This window comes from Kineobactrum salinum (assembly GCF_010669285.1).
Classification (GTDB): Bacteria; Pseudomonadota; Gammaproteobacteria; order Pseudomonadales; family Halieaceae; genus Kineobactrum; species Kineobactrum salinum.
In genome coordinates this window covers 1,543,877-1,561,713 of the sequence record NZ_CP048711.1, presented here as the reverse complement: position 1 = coordinate 1,561,713, position 17,837 = coordinate 1,543,877, and the positions used below count along the sequence as shown (strand labels likewise).

Annotated in this window: 14 protein-coding genes; 10 read left to right on the top strand and 4 right to left on the bottom strand. The window is 54.3% G+C overall.

The window, feature by feature from the left end:
• Positions 1 to 92 precede the first annotated feature (92 nt).
• From G3T16_RS06650 to G3T16_RS06605, 10 genes are all read left to right on the top strand, one after another.
• The gene (locus tag G3T16_RS06650; RefSeq protein ID WP_163494372.1) at positions 93 to 368 is read left to right on the top strand and encodes a DUF3649 domain-containing protein; all 276 of its coding nucleotides are present in this window, start codon (positions 93 to 95) and stop codon (positions 366 to 368) included.
• A complete protein-coding gene (locus G3T16_RS06645; protein ID WP_197911938.1) occupies positions 365 to 2,017 on the top strand; it encodes a PepSY-associated TM helix domain-containing protein in 1,653 nt (550 codons plus the stop codon). Before G3T16_RS06650 ends, G3T16_RS06645 begins: the two co-directional genes overlap by 4 nt.
• Complete coding sequence (locus G3T16_RS06640) at positions 2,014 to 2,358, top strand: DUF3325 domain-containing protein (RefSeq protein WP_163494371.1); 345 nt, start codon at positions 2,014 to 2,016, stop codon at positions 2,356 to 2,358. Before G3T16_RS06645 ends, G3T16_RS06640 begins: the two co-directional genes overlap by 4 nt.
• 153 nt (positions 2,359 to 2,511) lie before the next feature.
• A complete protein-coding gene (locus G3T16_RS06635; protein WP_163493605.1) occupies positions 2,512 to 3,600 on the top strand; it encodes an IS5 family transposase in 1,089 nt (362 codons plus the stop codon).
• Positions 3,601 to 3,907: 307 nt separating this feature from the next.
• Positions 3,908 to 4,813: a LysR substrate-binding domain-containing protein gene (locus G3T16_RS06630; RefSeq protein WP_163494370.1), complete on the top strand. Its 906-nt coding sequence runs from the start codon at positions 3,908 to 3,910 to the stop codon at positions 4,811 to 4,813.
• Between the two features lie 92 nt (positions 4,814 to 4,905).
• Positions 4,906 to 5,199 (top strand): (2Fe-2S)-binding protein, encoded by a 294-nt coding sequence (locus G3T16_RS22425; protein ID WP_163494369.1) that lies wholly within the window; start codon positions 4,906 to 4,908, stop codon positions 5,197 to 5,199.
• Positions 5,200 to 5,208: 9 nt separating this feature from the next.
• Positions 5,209 to 6,624: an NAD(P)/FAD-dependent oxidoreductase gene (locus G3T16_RS06620; RefSeq protein WP_163494368.1), complete on the top strand. Its 1,416-nt coding sequence runs from the start codon at positions 5,209 to 5,211 to the stop codon at positions 6,622 to 6,624.
• 1 nt (position 6,625) lies between these two features.
• A complete protein-coding gene (locus tag G3T16_RS06615) occupies positions 6,626 to 7,774 on the top strand; it encodes an NAD(P)/FAD-dependent oxidoreductase (protein ID WP_269473273.1) in 1,149 nt (382 codons plus the stop codon).
• 301 nt (positions 7,775 to 8,075) lie between these two features.
• Positions 8,076 to 10,742, top strand: coding sequence for a TonB-dependent receptor domain-containing protein (locus tag G3T16_RS06610; protein WP_163494366.1), 2,667 nt, complete (start codon positions 8,076 to 8,078; stop codon positions 10,740 to 10,742).
• A gap of 91 nt (positions 10,743 to 10,833) precedes the next feature.
• Positions 10,834 to 12,186 (top strand): sodium/glutamate symporter, encoded by a 1,353-nt coding sequence (locus G3T16_RS06605; protein WP_163494365.1) that lies wholly within the window; start codon positions 10,834 to 10,836, stop codon positions 12,184 to 12,186.
• A gap of 33 nt (positions 12,187 to 12,219) precedes the next feature.
• Here the strand turns inward: G3T16_RS06605 and G3T16_RS06600 are convergent, their stop codons facing one another.
• The 4 genes from G3T16_RS06600 to G3T16_RS06585 form a co-directional block, all read right to left on the bottom strand.
• Positions 12,220 to 13,323 (bottom strand): AraC family transcriptional regulator, encoded by a 1,104-nt coding sequence (locus G3T16_RS06600; protein WP_269473272.1) that lies wholly within the window; start codon positions 13,321 to 13,323, stop codon positions 12,220 to 12,222.
• Between the two features lie 9 nt (positions 13,324 to 13,332).
• Entirely contained in the window at positions 13,333 to 14,136 is an 804-nt protein-coding gene (locus G3T16_RS06595) for an SDR family oxidoreductase (RefSeq protein WP_163494363.1), read from the bottom strand.
• Positions 14,137 to 14,257: 121 nt separating this feature from the next.
• On the bottom strand, positions 14,258 to 15,868 hold the full coding sequence (locus G3T16_RS06590; RefSeq protein WP_163494362.1) for a phytoene desaturase family protein: 1,611 nt from the start codon (positions 15,866 to 15,868) through the stop codon (positions 14,258 to 14,260).
• Positions 15,852 to 17,384, bottom strand: coding sequence for a flavin-containing monooxygenase (locus G3T16_RS06585; RefSeq protein WP_163494361.1), 1,533 nt, complete (start codon positions 17,382 to 17,384; stop codon positions 15,852 to 15,854). The genes G3T16_RS06590 and G3T16_RS06585 overlap by 17 nt, the downstream gene beginning before the upstream one ends.
• Between the last annotated feature and the right edge of the window lie 453 nt (positions 17,385 to 17,837).

Here is a 17,837-nt window from a genome sequence, read left to right as displayed (position 1 = left end):
CAATATCGTTATGGTTAAGATGCAAAGACCGGGGTGCGAGCGAACACCGCGCCCGTGGCTGGTTTGTGTGTTTGCAATTCGGGAAGAAATTGATGGGACTTTATGGATGGCGCCTGTTCTGGCTGGTGGCGGCGGCGATTTTCGGCGGTTACGCCCTGGCCTCGGGAGCGACGGTATTTCTGGGTGCAGTATTGCCCATGGTACGTGCCGAGGCGGTGCTGGCGGCTACCTTGTTGAGCTTCGCAATCTATACCGCTGCAGCGATCTGGGTATTTGCCGCACGTGATCTGAAACGTGCCTGGTTGGGGTTGCTGCTGCCCGCCATGGCACTGGCGCTGGCGGGTTGGTTGTTGGGAGGTGTGCTGTGAATTCTGGTACTGCGATAGCGCGTGAGGAACCCGCGGGTGCCTTTCGCCAGATTATGGCCTGGCTGCATACCTGGGGCGGCCTGCTGGCCGGCTGGTTACTGTTTGCCATCTTTTTTACCGGCAGTCTGGGGGTATTTGACGACGCCATTACCCGCTGGATGAAGCCCGAGGCGCCGGCGGTGGAGCTGCGGGACTGGGATCGGGCCAGCCTGGTACGGATGGGACAATCCTATCTGGAAGAAACGGTGCCCCGCAGTCACTTCTGGAGCATCGGCCTGCCCACGAAGGATATTCCGGTCATTCGCCTGTTCTATGAGGATGAGCAGGAGCAGTTCCAGAGTGAGCGGCTGAACCCCGCGACCGGCGAGCCCATGCCCAATGATGCAGAGCGTGAAACCGAGGGCGGCCACCACTTTGTCCACATGCACTACGAATTTCACGCCGGCACGGCGGGCGTCTGGCTGGTCGGTGTGTTCACGATGGCCATGCTGGTGGCGCTGGTGAGCGGTGTCATCATACACAAGCGTATCTTCAAGGACTTCTTCAGCTTTCGTCCCGGCAAGGGGCAGCGCAGCTGGCTGGACGCCCACAATGCGGTGTCGGTGCTGAGCCTCCCGTTCCTGTTCATGATTGCCTACACTGGGCTTGCGACCTTCTATTCTCTGTACATGCCGGCTGCCATCGAAGTGCATTACCCGGAGGAGGGTTCCTTTTTTGCCGAATTGCTGGACCAGCCGCGGCACCGTCCCGAGACCGATGTCGATGCCGCGGTGGTGCCGCTGGATGGCCTGCTGCTGCGCGCCGAGGCGGAAATGGGGCGCGCGGCCAGTTTCGTGGTAGTGGAGCACCCCGGGGACAGCAGCGCGGCGGCCCGGGTGTTCGGCGTGTTCGACGAGGCCGAGGCGCGGGGCAAGCTGTTGCCGGGCACCAGTGGCCGGGTGGAGTTTGACGCCGTCAACGGTGAGTTGTGGGACGTGCAAGTGCCCGGTGAGATACGCGGCGGCGCAGCCACCGCCACCCAGGCAGTCATGCGCACCCTGCATTTTGCCGGTTTTGGCGGCTATACCGTGCGCTGGCTGTATTTTTTGTTGGGCATGGCCGGGGCGGCAATGATGGCTACCGGCGCGATACTGGTCATGGTCAAGCGGCGCCAGAAGTCACTGCGCGAGTTCGGTATCCACACGCCCCGTGTCTACCGCCTGGTAGAGGTGCTCAACGTGGGTTCGATCGCGGGGCTTGCGCTCTCCTGCATCGCGATGCTCTGGCTTAACCGCCTGATTCCCATTGGCATCGAAGATCGCGCGGCCTGGGAAATACGCGGTTTCTTCCTGGTCTGGGCACTGACCCTGTTGCACGCGGCGCTGCGTCCCGCCGGGCGGGCCTGGGTGGAACAACTGCTGGTTTGTGCGGCGCTGTGCCTGACCCTGCCGGTGCTGAACGCACTGACTACCGGCTCGCATGTGTTGGTCTACTGGGCCCAGGGTGACGGTCCCAGGCTGGGTGTTGAACTGACGGTAATAGTATTCGGCCTGCTGTGTGGTCTGGGCGCCTACGGCCTGTTGCGCAGGCAGCGTCAGGCGCGGCCGCTGCTGAATGCGGCTCGGCCGCCGCTTCTGCAACGCGGCGCTGAGTCGGAGGCCAGGGGATGAATGCCTGGCTCATTGTTTTGCTGCCGCTGTTGCTCTGTTATGCGGGTATGACCGGGCTGAGTCTCGCGATGCCGCGGCACCAGCGCCAGGTCTGGCCAGCAGTGGCGCTGGCGCCGCCGTACCGGAACGGTCTGCGTGCGCTGGGAACGGGGTTACTGGCGTTGGCGCTGCTCCCCTGTATCCGGGCCTGGGGTCCTTCGGTGGGCGTCGTGTTGTGGCTGGGTTACCTGTCGGCCGGCGCCGGGGGCCTGGTGCTGCTGCTGTCCTGGCGACCGCGGTCGGCGGCGCTGCTGGCCGGCGTTGCCGTGGCGGTTACCGTGCCGGTACTGTTGACGAGCTGATTGATTGTTCAATCACACCTGGAGTACCAGCGAAAATACGCAACAAGCGCATTTGCATGACCGAGCCCTGAGGCGAGATGGGTCATTAGCAGGTTGCTGAAAAACTCCCTCGAATGAGGGAAAATAGCGCAATCGCAGGTTGGAGACCAAACAATGCGCGGTGATTACCAGGAAGGCGGTGACTTGTTCAGTTATGTTTCGCTGGAACAGCGCATTCCCAAGCGCCACCCGATCCGCAAGATGCGTAAACTGGTCGATGAAGCGTTGACCAACCTGGACTCTATTTTTAATGAGATCTACGCAGACTGCGGCCGGCCGTCCATCCCGCCTGAGCGTCTGATCCGCGCTTCCTTGTTGCAGGTGTTCTATTCGATTCGCAGTGAGCGGCAGTTGATGGAGCAGTTGGACTACAACCTGATGTTTCGCTGGTTCGTTGGCTTGAGTGTTGACGATCCCGTGTGGAACCCCTCGACCTTTTCCAAGAATCGGGATCGACTGGCGCAGGCCGACATCGGGCGCCGCCTTTTCGAAGAAATCGTCGAGATGGCCCGCCGACGTAGTCTCACGTCCAACGACCATTTCAGCGTTGATGGCACTTTGATAGCTGCCTGGGCGTCTCACAAGAGTGTTCGCCGCAAGGATGGCTCGGACGATGACAACCCTGATGGCGTCGGCCGCAATGCGGGCCGCAACTTCCATGGCGAGAAGCGCAGCAACAAGACCCATGCCTCGCGCACGGATCCCGAGGCTCTGCTTGCGTCCAAGGGCCAGGGTATGGGAGCGCGCCCCAGCTACACCGGACACACCCTGATGGAGAACCGCAATGGCCTGCTGGTCAATGCCGATCTTACCTCGGCCACTGGCACTGCCGAGCGCGATGCAGCGATCGACATGGCGACGGTATTGAAAAGTGGCGCAACACTGGGAGCTGACAAAGGGTACGACACACGGGAGTTTGTCGACGTGTTGAGATTTCTGGATGTTACCCCGCACGTTGCCCAAAACCTGAAGCGTGCAGGCGGGTCTGCGATTGACGGTAGAACGACCCGTCATCTGGGCTACGAAATCAGCCAACGGGTGCGCAAACGGGTGGAGGAACCTTTTGGCTGGGCCAAGCAGATCGGCGGGCTCAGGCAGACAAAGTTCAGAGGTCTGACTCGGGTAAGACAGGACTTCCTGAGGGTGATGGCTGCCTACAATCTCATACGTATCAGAAATCTGCTGCCCGAGGCGGCGTGGTGAGGGGATACGGGGAATCGATAGCGCCCATGAGCGGCTTATGGAGGCGATAGAGGCTATGAAGGACCTTGTCACAGCGGAAATCGGCCCCGAATCCCCAATCCGGTGAAGTTGCCACGAATCCGACTCGCCGTTGACCAAACTTGGGACACGGAACGACGAGGAAGTTGAGTGCGTCAAAATCATGCCTTTTTCAGCAGCCTGTTAGGTCCACATTATAAAAATGGACACGCTCAGCATAGATGTATTAGATTCAATGGCCTATCTGGCAAATAGTATAAGTAAATACTATATAAAATGGAGGCCGGTCATGCGCATGAATCTTCGCCAAATTGAAGCCTTCCGGGCATTCATGATTACCGGGACTGTCAGCAAAGCCGCAGAGATTATGCATGTAACCCAGCCTGCCGTGACCCGGCTCCTGTCTGATTTTGAAGATTCTGTTAGTTTCAAGCTTTTTGAACGAGACCGCAGGAGACTGGTACCCACAAACGACTGTAATGCTTTGTACAGAGAGGTGGAGCGCACCTATGTCGGTTTAGACCATATACGGCACACTGCGGAATCAATAGGTGAAATGAGGACAGGGCGACTCAATATTGCTGCGATGCCGATTTTTACTACGACTTTTTTACCGAACGTAATCAGTTCCTTTGTAAAGCAGTTTCCAGATATCACTATTAGCCTGTGGAACTGGCCCAGGGAGCAGGCAATTGAGTGGGTTCTCTCGCAACAGCATGATTTGGCCTTTGTAACGCTTCCCATCAACGATGAAGCACTTAGCGTGAAATCGTTTCCTGCTGACGACGCCGTTTGTATGTTGCCCAAGCACCACCATCTTGCAGGAAAGGATGAAATAGAAATCCACGATCTACACGGAGAGAACTTTATTTCTCTTTCACCTGGTATTCATTTCAGGCATAAACTCGACAACCTGCTTCAGGAGCATGGTGTTAAAGTAAGAAATCGAATCGAAGTATCTTCTGCCTACACGGCATCCATGCTTGTCGCAAAAGGAGCCGGCATCTCGGTGGTTGGCTTCCAGGGCTTAGGTGTAAATGATCATCCCGACATCGCGATTCGTCCTTTTCATCCCCGGATACCCTATTCCATCGGCATAGTTTTCCCGAAGCAGCATTCGATGTCAAAAATCTCGCAACAGTTTATTGAAGTGGCATTACAGACTTACAACCCCATGCGGACCCCCCAAGTATAACATTCATTTATCAAATGCCCGACTTAGGTCATTTGCTTTAATGCGTTATATTCCCAAGAATACTTGCCCAACCAGAGTCATCAGGCAAGGCTATGTTCAAGCGCCGTACCAAAGACAAGACTGTCACAATAATTCTTGACGAAACCCCGGTAGAGGCCGGTGAGGGCGAGACCATTGCCGCTGCGATTCTTGCATCGAGTCGCCCTTACACTCGCAGATCATTAGTTGCAAAAAGTAAAAGAGCCCCCTACTGCATGATGGGTGTTTGTTTTGAATGTCTGGTGGAAGTGGATGGTATTGGCTATCAGCAAGCCTGCATGCGTCAGGTGAGGGATGGCCAAATAGTCAGACGACATAATGTAACCCAAGAGACACACTGGTCCTGAGAATTCCCAATGGTTTATGACCTAGCTGTTATAGGAGCCGGGCCGGCCGGGTTGGCTGCTTCGATCGAAGCCTCAAACCTCGGGCTGTCAGTGGTATTACTTGATGAGCAAATCGAATCAGGGGGACAAATATACCGGTCAATTGCCTCAGTATCGAAAAGGCGTCCGGAAGATCTAAAAATTCTGGGGGCCGAGTACCGCTATGGAAAAAAGCTGGTGGATGCTGTCGCACAGTCAACAATCGAGTACAAAAATCAATCATCAGTCTGGAATATTGAGCCAAATTTCGATCAAGAAAAGACACGTATTTTTTATTCTTCCAATGGTTCAGCTTATTTCCTGGATGCAAAGCAGGCGATAATCGCATCAGGGGCCATGGAGCGCCCTGTTCCCATACATGACTGGACACTAACTGGTGTAATGAGTGTCGGTGCTGCACAGACAATCCTTAAATCCACAGGAATGATTCCCAGTGGGTCGGTGGTTTTGGCGGGTAGCGGTCCATTGCTGCTTCTGGCTGCAGTCCAGCTGCATAGTGCGGGCACAAGGGTTCAGGCAGTCGTGGAAACGACGTCATGGTTCAATTATATTGCCTGCCTGAAGAGTGCTCCCAAAGCACTTTTAGCTCCAGAATATCTGCTAAAAGGGCTGAAAATGCGCCGGTATTTACGTCAGGCGAGAATTCCTGTCTATTCCGGCGCCAGGAATATTGGAGCAACAGGAACCTCGGAAGACAAACTCGAACGTATTCAATTTACCTCACAAAATGTCTTCGCTACTTTAGACGTCGATACGCTGCTTCTACACGACGGGGTAATTCCAAATACCGCCCTTACCCGACTGGCCGGGGTAGATCACAAATGGTGCAATTTGCAACAACATTGGCACCCGGTTGTAACAGCTGAAGGCAACACTTCCATCAGGAATATTCTTGTTGCCGGTGATAGCGCAAGTATTTTTGGGGCCAGAGTCGCCGAGCAGTCTGGCAGAATTAGTGCGCTAAGTGCTGCCAGGCAACTGGGCAAGCTAAAAGACAGGGAGTTTCGGAAAGTAGCCAGGAAGCTGAAAATCGCTCGCTGGCGACATTCCATGGTGAGACCGATGTTGGACGCTCTGTTTCCCCCGGCTATTTCAAACTGTACTGACGAAGACACAATTGTCTGTCGCTGCTACGAAGTGACCAAGCGAAGCATCACCGGCGCTGTACAAGAAAACTGCTGCACTCCCGATCAAATAAAGTCACTGCTTCGCTGCGGCATGGGGCCTTGTCAAGGCCGGATGTGTAGCAGCACGGTCAGCCGAATTCTCGCAGACGCACAGGGCAGGAATATGGAAGAAGTAGGCGTATATAAAAGCAGGCCCCCCATTAAGCCAATACCTGTCAGCGAATTGGCTTCCCTCGAAAGAAGCAATACTGGCTCTTGATATGCATACCTCGAACCTTGTATTCGACGTAATAATTATAGGTGCAGGCTTGCACGGATCCTCCGCAGCGCTTCATTTGGCAAAGAAAAACCTCAAAGTCATACTCATTGACCAAGGGAGCGGTGGGCGCAATTCATCGAAAGTCAACGCTGGAGGCCTCCGGCAGTTAAATCGACTGCAACCAGAAATTCCATTGGCAGTCGAAGCGATAAAGATGTGGAAAAACATCAAGGAACTCGTGGGAGACGACTGTGGAACTGCTTTTGATGGACAAGTCTGCGTAGCAGAAAATTCCATGGATCTTAAAAAACTCCACGACCGCGAAATCAGGCTTCGGGAACTTGGTTACAGACACGAAGAGCTCATTGATGCGCACGAACTGAAAAAGCTGATCCCTTCGATCTCTGAACGTTGTATTGGCGGCCTTATCTGCCGCTCGGATGGTTTTGGAAGCCCCTTCCGTAGTACGTTCGCATTCCAGAACACAGCAGAAAAGCTCGGGGTCTATTTTCGGCGAAACTCAGGTGTAAATCGAATAAGAAAGAATGATTCAATTTGGTACGTAACAACTGATAGTGGAGAAAATTACCAGGCACCTATTGTTATCAATAGTGCCGGCGCCTGGGGCGACCAAATAGCCTTGATGATCGGGGAAGAGCTGCCTATCTCAGCCGAGGCCCCTCTAATGATGGTTACCGCTCCCATTGAATTCTTTCTCAAGCCCGTTGTTATAGGGGCAAGTAGAAAGTTTTCATTCAAGCAGGCTCCCAATGGAACGGTACTGATTGGCGGAGGTTATCGAGGCAAACTAAACAGGGCCACTGGAGAAACCCGAGTCGATTTCGACCAATTGAGACTGAGCGCTCAAACCGTCGCCGACCTCTTCCCCCACATGAAAAAAGTACCTATTGTCCGCTGCTGGGCAGGAATTGAGGGGCTCACCCCGGATCGCATTCCTGTGCTGGGTGAAAGCGGCATTGCTAGAGGGTTCTATCATTCTTTCGGCTATTCCTCCCACGGCTATTTACTGGCTCCTTTGACAGGCCGCCTACTGTCGGAACTGATTGTTGACAACAAGCCGTCCCTGTCAATAGAAGAGTTCAGTGCCGCCCGGTTCAATCCTCCTGTCCAATCACCTTGTGACAGGTAGTATCTGGGAAAGGCTTGTATGAACTATAACATTCATTAATAACCTGGTTTTAACAAAGCATTTGTTTGTCCTGGGCGGCATGGATAGTATTTTTGTGCGCCTTCGTACTATCCGATTTGGGAGTAGATAAGGCTCTGGGGATTAGCGCCAAGAGCGTTCAGACGACAAAAATACTATAGAGGTTAGAATGAATAATAGAGTATTGGGACCTTGTTTGTTCAGTTTCTCAGCCTGGTTGATGTCATCAGTCATTGGGGTGCATGCACAAGAACAGGAGCCTGTAGTTCTTGAGGAGGTCGTAGTGACCGGTACAGGCTCGCTGTTGAATAGAGATACGACGTCATTGGCACCGCTGGAAGTTGTGGACCGCGAATACTTCGATTCCGCGGGCTATAGCAATATCATCGATGTGGCCAGGAACTTGACTGTGAATTCGGGTTCGGTCCTGGTTCAGGATACCGGTACCCTGGTGGGCACTTCACAAATTAATATGCGAGGCTTGGGGTTGGGCTCCACGCTTACTCTCGTTAATGGACGGCGTGCTGGCATTGCACCAATCGCTGACGCTGGGGGCAACGACTTTTTTGATGTCAATCAGTTGCCCCTGGCAATGATTGAGCGAATCGAGTTCCTGAAAGATGGGGCTTCTTCTACCTATGGTTCTCAGGCAGTCGCTGGTGTCGCAAATATCATCACTCGTAAAGGTTTTGAGGGACTTGAGCTATCTGTCCGTCATGAAACCTCTACCAATGATGCAAGTTCAATCAATCTCGCAGCTGGCTCGCCAATGGGACAGCGTGGACACTTCAACTTCTACGCGACAGTTTATGACCAGGAGCGCGGTGATAGAAGCAATTATGACTTTATCGTTGAGCGTCTCGGGGGTGTTAAACAGGGCGTTGATCCATCGCCGGCCTCTGCCGGCCCTCTGACCTCTTCAACCGGGCAACCTGGCTCATATACTGCAGCTATAGTCGATCCAGCTACCGGTGAAATATCGCCATACAGTGGAGCAACCTTCGCTGACCCAAACTGTGAAGCGGCGGGTGGTATTCTGGCTGGTTCCAGATGTCGGCACGATTTCTTTGACCAAGTGTCAGTGGTCCAGGATCAGAAGCGTTATCAGGCCTTTACCGAATTCGACTATGATATGAACGACAATATAACAGTTTTTGCTGAATCACATCTGTCTCGTAATCGGGTTAAACGCACGTCTGGGCCGGGTCTTTTCCAGAACGGCTTGGTAAACACTGGTGCAATCTTTGTCCCGGGAGATCATCCTTTCAACTTCTTTGTGAATGATCCTGCCGATCCCTCCGGCATTGCTTATGTTGATCCAGCAGATTGGGATCCAGCCACCGACGAAGCTGTTGATCTGGTATGCTTGTGTAGACCTCTAGGGGATAATTTGAATGGAAAAGATAACGCCCCTCCACGAGTCCTTGAAATCGATTATTGGCGAGGGCTTGCTGGCATGTCATTCGATCTCAATGAGAATTGGTCAGGCGAAGTCGCGTACCAGCGCTCTCACGCCAGAAGAAGTGAAAGTGTTTCATTTAATTTCATAGCCGATGCTGTCAATCAAGCTGCTCTTGACGGGACATGGAATCCCTTTGGTTCTTCTCTTGCTACTCCCCAGTTGGTATCGCCCAAGGATTCGACGTCAGTTGCTGGCAATACCCAATCAGTGCTGGACAGCTTGTATACCACCGAGCAAAATACCTACAAATCAAGTCAATCTACGTTTGATGCGGTCCTTACAGGAAATATATTGTCCGATGTAGGGCTTGCTGTTGGGCTTCAGTATCGGAAAGAGGCATTCAGTTTTACGCCTGATTCACTAAATGCGGCTGCTCAATCAGCATCAACCAACCCCGTGAACCCAACTAGCGGCGACCAGGATGTCTTCTCGGTGTTTGGGGAAACCATTATTCCGGTAACGGACCAGATAGAGTTACAGTTGGCATTGCGCCACGAGGATTATGGTGACAAAGGCGGTACGACAACGGATCCCAAGATTGCTGTCAGGTATAATGCAACCGGGACAATTGCGCTTCGAGGTTCTTATGGTACATCATTTCAGGCGCCCACAGTTCGTCAGTTCAGTGAGACTTCATCACGCCAGCTATATGACGACTCAGCGGTAGTAAACCCCATAACAGGAGCATTAAGCTGTGGTGAAGGTGGGACATCGATTAGCGGTGAACTTCTTATTACCGGAAGTCCGGAGCTTGGCCCCCAATCGGCCAAAAACTACAACCTGGGTGTAATCTTGACTCCTTCCGACGAATTTGAACTTATCCTGGATTATTGGAACTTCGAATATGACGATCTGATTTCTCAGGATGAAGGTGCCCAGGCAATTATTGACAACGATTGCGCCTCTGATGGTATTCCTAACGATCCACGAATTGAGCGGGATGGCGGCGGAAATATCCGTCGGGTTAGCTCGTTCTTTATTAATACCTCAAGTGTGAAAACCGATGGTTTTGACTTTACGGCAAATTATCATATCGACATCAGAAGTGGCACTTTGAAGCTGTCCAGTAGCGCTAGCTATATAAATAGCTTTGAATATGAGCAAGTGGAGGGTGAAGGGTACGTGGATATTGTGGGAAGTCGTAACTCTCGCAACCAGTTCAGGTCTTTGCCGGAAATAAAGGCCAATGTCTCTGCGAATTATTCCTGGGGAAATCATAGCGTGACAAGTACAGTTCGTTACATAGACGGCTATACCAATGACGCGAATGATGAAGCAGTAGATAGTTTTTCCACACTTGATCTGCAGTATGCGTTCTCTGTGAACGAGCTTATCGGCGACAAGAAAACTTATTTTTCGATAGGTGCAAATAATATCCTTGATGAGGATCCACCAACATTGGGGTATAGAGATCGTCCTGGGTTTGACGACTCAGTTCATGATGTTCGTGGGCGTATTGTCTATGTTTCCCTTACTCAGCAGTTCTAATATTCCTGTATAGCCCTGGAGACGTGGGCTAAATAGCAAAGGACTGCTTGTATTCCTAGAAGCTGAATGATCCAGGAACGATACTGAAGACATGAGTTCGCCACTTATCCACATTTGCGTACTGGGGGTACTGCTGTTCCTGGGAGTTGTTCTTCGAACCAGGGTGCGCCTGTTCAAGACCTACTTTATACCAGCGTCTCTTATTACCGGATGTATCGGGCTGGCCTTGGGGCAATACGGGTTTGGAATTCTCAGCAACGAGATGCAGGAGACATTTGCGTCATTACCGCCAGCGCTTATTTCGATCGTTTTTGCGCCGATGTTGATGGGGATCCAGCTTCCCAAGGGGAAAGACGTAGCCGGTTTGGTGGCTCCACAGTTGCTTTTCGGTTACATCGGGGATTTCCTCCTGGTTTCCATACCCTTATTGATCACTGGATTGGTGATCATGCCAGTCTGGAACGTTGATGGAATATTCGGCTCGCTTATTGAAATTGGTTTTGTTGGCGGCCACGGCACAGCTGCCGGAATGGGCGAAGTGTTCGCAGATCTTGGCTGGAGTGAGGGAGGCGCCCTGGCCCTGACAACGGCAACGATCGGACTGTTTGCGGGAATTGTTTGCGGCATGGTCATTATCAACATTGGCGTGAGAAACGGCCATGTGTCCGCTCTACAATCAACAGATAAAATAGCGTCAAAGACCAGTGCAGACATAATACCGAAGCAAGAGCAGCCCGCAGGAGCATTTGTTACAATCAACAAGGAGGTGGTCGAACCGCTGGCGTTTCATTTCGGGTTGATTGCGCTGGCGATAATGGTGGGTATGGTTCTACTGTACTTGCTGGAAAGAGCAACCGGACTCAATTTACCGTTGTTCCCAATGGCTATGATCGGCGGTTTGCTCGTACAGAAACTGCTTGCCGGAACCCGATATGCCGAAGCTATTGATCGCGGAACGCTGAATCTCATCCAGGGCCTTGCGCTGGAACTATTGATCGTTTCAGCCATCGCCACAATCGAAGTCCCTGTCGTTATTGCCTACGCATTGCCCCTTTTGCTGATATCAGCCGTCTCTCTTGCAACATTGCTGTTTCATTTTTATTATCTGGGGCCCCGTATATTCAGGACACAATGGTTTGAGCATTCGATTGTCAACTTCGGGGTACTTGCCGGTGTAACAGCGGTTGGATTGATGCTGCTACGCACTGTCGATCCTGATATGAAATCTGACGCGGCCAAGGCATATGCAATGCGCGCGCCTTTTATCAGTCCGTTTGTAGGTGGTGGTTTGCTGACGTCTGTTCTGCCTTTGTTGGTAAGTTCCTACGGGGCAGTCACTACCGGGTCGGCTTTTCTGATGGCCTGTGCCGCGCTTCTTGTAATCGCCCGGGCCGCCGGCTTCTGGAGCAAACCTGCAATGCAAGGGGCCATGTTGATAGTGTGAACAGGCCCTAGAACTGTTTGTCTTTCAGGTCGACTAATCCGGTTTTGCGCACCCCCTGCGCGCACCGGTTTCAGACGGCAATTCGCCGTACACCTGACGGTATAGAGCGGCGAAGCGCCCAAGTTGGGTAAAGCCGTATTCGGTGGCTATTTGCGTGACGCTGCTGTCGCTGCAGGTTTGCAGTGCTCTGCGCACGGCTTTCAGCCGCGTTTGTTGTACATAGCGCATGGGGGAGATGTTCTGGAAGCGCCTGAACCCCTCGTACAGGCGGCGCTCGCTGACGCCTGTGAGCTCTACCAGCGTGTCCATGGACAGCTTTTCCGAGATATGGTCGTGGATGTAATCCATCGCCAGCCTGACGTGGCGTGGCCGCACTTTCTGTGTGTCGTTCAGCAGCGGGGCGGTATAATTGTGGTTCAGGGAATAGAGCAGTGCCTTGATGATATTGTCCAGCTCGGTTTCCAGGATTTCGCTATTGCGGTAGAAACTGCACTCCTGGCTGTACTCGCAGATGAACGAGAACAGGTGCCGCCACCAGGATGCATGTTGGGCGTTGCCATTGTCCATGACTGAATCGAATACCAGGGCCCCCTGTATGGGCATGCCGAGGCAGGAGGCGGTGATTCTCTCCAGTCTCTCCTTCGTAATCTGCACCAGGAACTGGCGGCAGTCCTGACTCCAAAGCATTTTGGTAAAAACTGAGGGGTTGATGACCGATGCCCGGGCGGGGTCGGATTCCACCACCTGGCCGCCGCTCTCAATATGGGCCCATCCCTTCAGCGGCAGCTGGATGAGATAGAAATCCCTCAGGTAACCCGACTCTGGCTCTATACGGCTCTCCGTACCGTACTGCATGTAGTTGAAGCTGATGCCATTGAAGGGCATGTGGTAGTGGCAGGCGTCCAGCTGCCCGGTCCGCGAGCTGAGCCGATGTTTGCAATACACCTCGCTGACCCGGGACCGGGCTTCATCCAGATCAGACGTTTGAAACAGCTTGTATTGAGGTCTTCGGATCAACCGGGACTGGTCTGCAATCTCTCCCACTGCTGTACCTTTTTCATCCGTCGCTGGGTTCGCAGTGGTATCACAAAATACCAATTGTTTCAAACAAAATGCTTGTGCCGCAATGGCCCCCATTCCGCTTCGCTACCGCTGACTGCTGTTCCCCTCCATCAGCAGTGGCATGACCGGGTAGTGCTGCTCCGGCCCCATGGCGCCGTAGCCGCCGTCCACGGGAACCTCTCCTCCTGTCATGTAGGACGCTTCGTCCGAGGCAACGAAAGCGACCACGGCGGCGACTTCCGCTGCATCCGAGACCCGGCCCATCAGGTTGTAGGGCGTGGAAACCTTGTCGGCGTGGGCACGGTTGTTCCCGGTCAGGCCTTCGAATGGGTCCGACCAGCAGTGTCCGATTGTCACCGAGTTTACCCGTACGCCGCGCGCCGCGTATTCCACGGCCTGCGTCCGGGACAGATGGCGCAGGGTCGCCTTTGAGATGGGATAGGCCCAGCGCCCGATATGGGGAAACTGCCCGGAGATGGAACCGATGTTCACGATATTGCCGCCTGCGGCGGCGAGGTGCTCAACCGCGATCTCTCCCAGTATCGCGGCGGACACCGCGTTGGTATTGAGTGTGGAAAGCCAGGTTTCCCGGGTTGTTGCCGCACCATCGTCACCGTAGACACAGGCGTTGTTAACCAGGATATGCAGGGCCCCGAAGTGGTCTATGGTCCTTGTCACCAGGCGGCGCAAATCGTCGTCCTGGGTAATGTCCGTTTCCACGTAGAGGGCTCTCTCTCCCAGCTGTGCGGCCAGGGCTTCGCCCTTGTCCACACTGCGTGCCGCGATCACAACGCTGGCACCATCGGCGTGCAGCCTGCTTGCTATCGCCTTGCCGATGGATGCAGCGCCGCCGGTGATAATCGCCACTTTGTTGTTTAGCTTTGCCATATTGCCTCTCCCGATAAGTATTCAGTCAAACGCTGCTCAGCCAGGCTCTTGCTCGGCCGTCGGTCCAAAATCCGCAAAGTCCTGATTCGTCCTCCGTGTCAAGTTGAAACGATTTATCTCCTCAAGACAACAGCCCACGGGCAACCATATAGCCTGAATTTCCCGCCAGGCCTGGACCGGGGTGAGTAGAAGCACCGATGTGATACAGGTTCCGCACCGGCGTCTCGTGATTTTTCAGTGCCTTCAGTGGCCGCCAGAGGAGAAACTGTTGCATCCCGCAGTGCCCTGAATAGGGATCCCCACCGACCAGGTTGACATTGATGCTTTCCAGATCCTTCGGTGACAGCACAACCCGGCAGCGTATGCTCCCTTCAAGTCCAGGGATATGCTGGCCGATACGCGCGATGATTCTGTCTGCGTAGCGCTCCGCGATCTCCTGCGTCCATTGTCCGTCCCCCGGCGCCTCAATCTGTCCGGCGGCATCTCCGCGTATCGTCGAAGGGAGTTCCTGCAACTGGATCCAGAGAATGGCCTTGCCCTCGGGCGCCCGCGAGGGGTCCAGTGCCGTGGGCTGGGCCACGACAATCGTCGGCTCCGCCGGTAGCAGACCGCACTGGGCCTGGGCTACGGCCAGGGAAACTGCATCGAGCCCGCCACTCAGGTGCACCATCGCCACATCGTCCAGTTGGGGGTCGCGCCACTGGGGCAGCTGATCCAGCGCCAGATGAATCTGCATGCAGGCATTGCCGAAGCGAAAGTTAGCCGCCTGTTCCCGCACTGTTTCTGGTACCCAGTCGGGCTCCAGCAATGAAAGATACAACTGCTGCGGAGTGACGTTGCAGATCACAGCCCTTTTGGCCTCTATTTGGATGCTCTGGCGGCCCTGGGTATCCCGGTGCCCCTGCAGGCACTCGACGCCCCGCGCCCGGCGGTCCTCGACCGTTATGCGCTGAACATCGGTGTTGACATGCAGCTCACCGCCATACTCTTCAATTAGACCACGGAATGCGTGTACCAGATTATCACTGCCGCCCTTGACCACGGACATACCTGCAGATTCAAGGCTGAAGCCAAGGACCCGGCTCATGGCGCCGGAGAAATTGGCTTCCGGTCCCAGTCCCGTGTGCAATATCCAGGGTGCCAGCAATGACCGGGCCAGATCGGATCTGAAATGCTGACACAGCCAGTCTCTGCTCGACGCCATCGCCTCGCCCGCAAACTGGCTGAGCCCGGCTGATCCGCGCGAGCGCCACTCGCGCCACAGCAGCCGCAGCGTCGCAAAACTCACCAGTTCATTGGTCAGCAAGCTGAAGGTCAGTTCGGCGTCGCGCTCCATTGCGGTCATGGTCTGTGCGTATCTGTCCCCGTCACCATCGCACAGTTCATTGAGTACGGCGGTGTTGCGCTCGCGGGACGTGCTGAGGACCAGCGCTTCCCCGCCAGGGTTGACCACCGCGGTGGGCTTTTCAGAATTGAGGTATACAAGCCCGTGACGTGCCAGATCTGCTGCCAGCGCCTGATAGCTGGGCGAGGTCACGAACAGGGGATGCCAGCCCGACAGGACATCATGCCGAAATCCTTCCTCGGTGATCTCCGCTGTCTTGATGCACCCACCCAGGTAGTCGTTGCGCTCGAGTACACAAACACGATGGCCGGCCTTCGCCAGCAGCGCAGCGCAGCAGAGGGAGTTTATCCCGCTGCCGACGACAATATAATCAAATGCCTTTTTCATAACCGAGCTCGACGGGGGCGGCGTTTTGCCTGGCATACTTCTGCTGCAAGCGGGGCAGTATGTGTGCATAGTCACCGGGATCCAGGGCGCGGAACCACTGCTTTAGCCGTGTCAGCACGCCCAGATTTACGTTCATATCGTCCAAAAGTTCGTCGATATGGTGGATCGAGAACGGAATGATATTGGTGCCTTTGGAGTGCTTGCCGTCGGTCCTGGCTTCCATCCAGGCGAGCTTGCGATCGGCATATTCATTCTGTGCTTCCACTGAGGGCAGCTCGATGCCGCCTTTCAGGTAATCGGCCAGCCACAGGACAGCAATTTCGCAGTTCAGCTGACTGAAGAAAGACGAGTTGTAGCCATTGAACGCCAATCGTGGCACACCGATGGGAAGTACAGAGCGGTAGAGCCGGAAGTTGCCCTCGCTGTCAGTGACCTTCTGCATGATGGCCTCATCCAGGAATGGGCATAGCTGGCGCCAACCAGTGCCGCAGATCACCACGTCAGCAGCAAGTGTTTCCCCGCTGTCGAGAATGGCCTTGCCGGGCTCCAGCCGGGTGATTTCCGAGTTTTTCCTTATACCGATCTCTCCTGCTTCTATCTTCTCGTAGAAGCCATCGGTAACCAGGCTGACGGTTGAGCGGGCGATGGTTTCCAGGGGTTTGTCGGGATGTAGACCCAGCCGCCGGAGGTGTAATTGCCGCTCAATAACCCATTCCACGGAACCGAGCATGGCGCGCCGCAGCGGATTCCCGATACCGTGCAGGAAGCGCTCGAAGCCACGCAGATGAATATAGCGAAAGAGCGCCTCGCTCAGTCGTGTGAGAAAGAGGTGCTTGTAGTTGAGCACATGGGCCAAGTACTTCGGCAGTTTCCAGATCAGATGGCGCGCGACGACCGTTGTCGATGCCGCCGAGTCGGCGATTGCGTTGGCGACATCGCAGGAGGACTTGCCGTAGCCCACAACCAGAACATGTTTGCCATGGACTGTCTGTTTGTCATTGAACTGGCTGGTGTGCAATACCTGTCCGCCCTGCGATTCGAATGCTTCTGTCCCGGGGTAGTCCGGCACCATGGGAACGGAGAAAATGCCATTGGCTATGATCAGGTAATCGAAGTACGCCGTTGTGAGCTGTTCGTCCCCCGCGGGACTCGTTGTTCGCACTGTGATGGACCAGCGCATGTCTTTTTCGTCGAACCGTGCATCGATGACTTCCGCGTTCAGGTGAATACGGTCAAGGAAGCCGAAATGAACGGCATAAGCATGCATATAGGCTTGCACCTGCTCTCCATTGGGCCACTCCGGGTAATCAGAAGGCATGGGATAGTCGGAAAGCGCATATGTCGAACGCGGGTTCTGGGTGGTAAGCCCTGGATAGCGCCGGGAGGCCGACCAGACACCCCCAACGTCTGCCTCCTTCTCATAGACCGTTGTATCGTATCCCATGGCGCTGAAGACTCTTGCGGCGCTCAACCCGCCGAATCCTGCGCCTACGATACATATGGTTTTAATCGACATGTTATTTGTCTCCGAAGGTCGGTTGTTTTAAATTTCGACCCGAGTGAATCATTCAGGGTACTTTGCCGGTCGGGTGACGACGCTCTCCCGCGGCTGCATGGCGCATCCCGCAGCCCGTGTTCGCGTTCTGGCTTGTTGTCTATTATCGGCAGCATTCTGGCGGCGTTGCTATTCAGATACTGCGTGTAATGTGCAGTTGCTGCGGATTCCTGAGGGTGGCGAAAATTTGCTGGACTGTGTTGTCCTCACTGCCTCCCAGTGTGCCGTGGGAACAGGGAATCGGTCCATGGCGATCATCCTCCGCGGTGCAGAGTCTGGACTGTCTATCTGCACAGTGATAAGGATGAAAAGTTAATCTAAACAAATAGTTAGGGTCTTATTGTGAAGGTGCCGAATGGCTGGACATATCGGGGGTGGTGCGATTGCTTGACCGGCGCCGGTGATCGAAGTCAA

What these genes read in the sequence shown, in the direction of transcription:
- G3T16_RS06650 (WP_163494372.1), top strand. Translation starts at nt 93, where the DNA reads ATGGGACTTTATGGATGGCGCCTGTTCTGGCTGGTGGCGGCGGCGATT.
- G3T16_RS06640 (WP_163494371.1), top strand. Translation starts at nt 2,014, where the DNA reads ATGAATGCCTGGCTCATTGTTTTGCTGCCGCTGTTGCTCTGTTATGCG.
- G3T16_RS06635 (WP_163493605.1), top strand. Translation starts at nt 2,512, where the DNA reads ATGCGCGGTGATTACCAGGAAGGCGGTGACTTGTTCAGTTATGTTTCG.
- G3T16_RS06630 (WP_163494370.1), top strand. Translation starts at nt 3,908, where the DNA reads ATGCGCATGAATCTTCGCCAAATTGAAGCCTTCCGGGCATTCATGATT.
- G3T16_RS22425 (WP_163494369.1), top strand. Translation starts at nt 4,906, where the DNA reads ATGTTCAAGCGCCGTACCAAAGACAAGACTGTCACAATAATTCTTGAC.
- G3T16_RS06620 (WP_163494368.1), top strand. Translation starts at nt 5,209, where the DNA reads ATGGTTTATGACCTAGCTGTTATAGGAGCCGGGCCGGCCGGGTTGGCT.
- G3T16_RS06615 (WP_269473273.1), top strand. Translation starts at nt 6,626, where the DNA reads ATGCATACCTCGAACCTTGTATTCGACGTAATAATTATAGGTGCAGGC.
- G3T16_RS06605 (WP_163494365.1), top strand. Translation starts at nt 10,834, where the DNA reads ATGAGTTCGCCACTTATCCACATTTGCGTACTGGGGGTACTGCTGTTC.
- G3T16_RS06600 (WP_269473272.1), bottom strand. Translation starts at nt 13,323, where the DNA reads ATGGGGGCCATTGCGGCACAAGCATTTTGTTTGAAACAATTGGTATTT.
- G3T16_RS06595 (WP_163494363.1), bottom strand. Translation starts at nt 14,136, where the DNA reads ATGGCAAAGCTAAACAACAAAGTGGCGATTATCACCGGCGGCGCTGCA.
- G3T16_RS06590 (WP_163494362.1), bottom strand. Translation starts at nt 15,868, where the DNA reads ATGAAAAAGGCATTTGATTATATTGTCGTCGGCAGCGGGATAAACTCC.
- G3T16_RS06585 (WP_163494361.1), bottom strand. Translation starts at nt 17,384, where the DNA reads ATGTCGATTAAAACCATATGTATCGTAGGCGCAGGATTCGGCGGGTTG.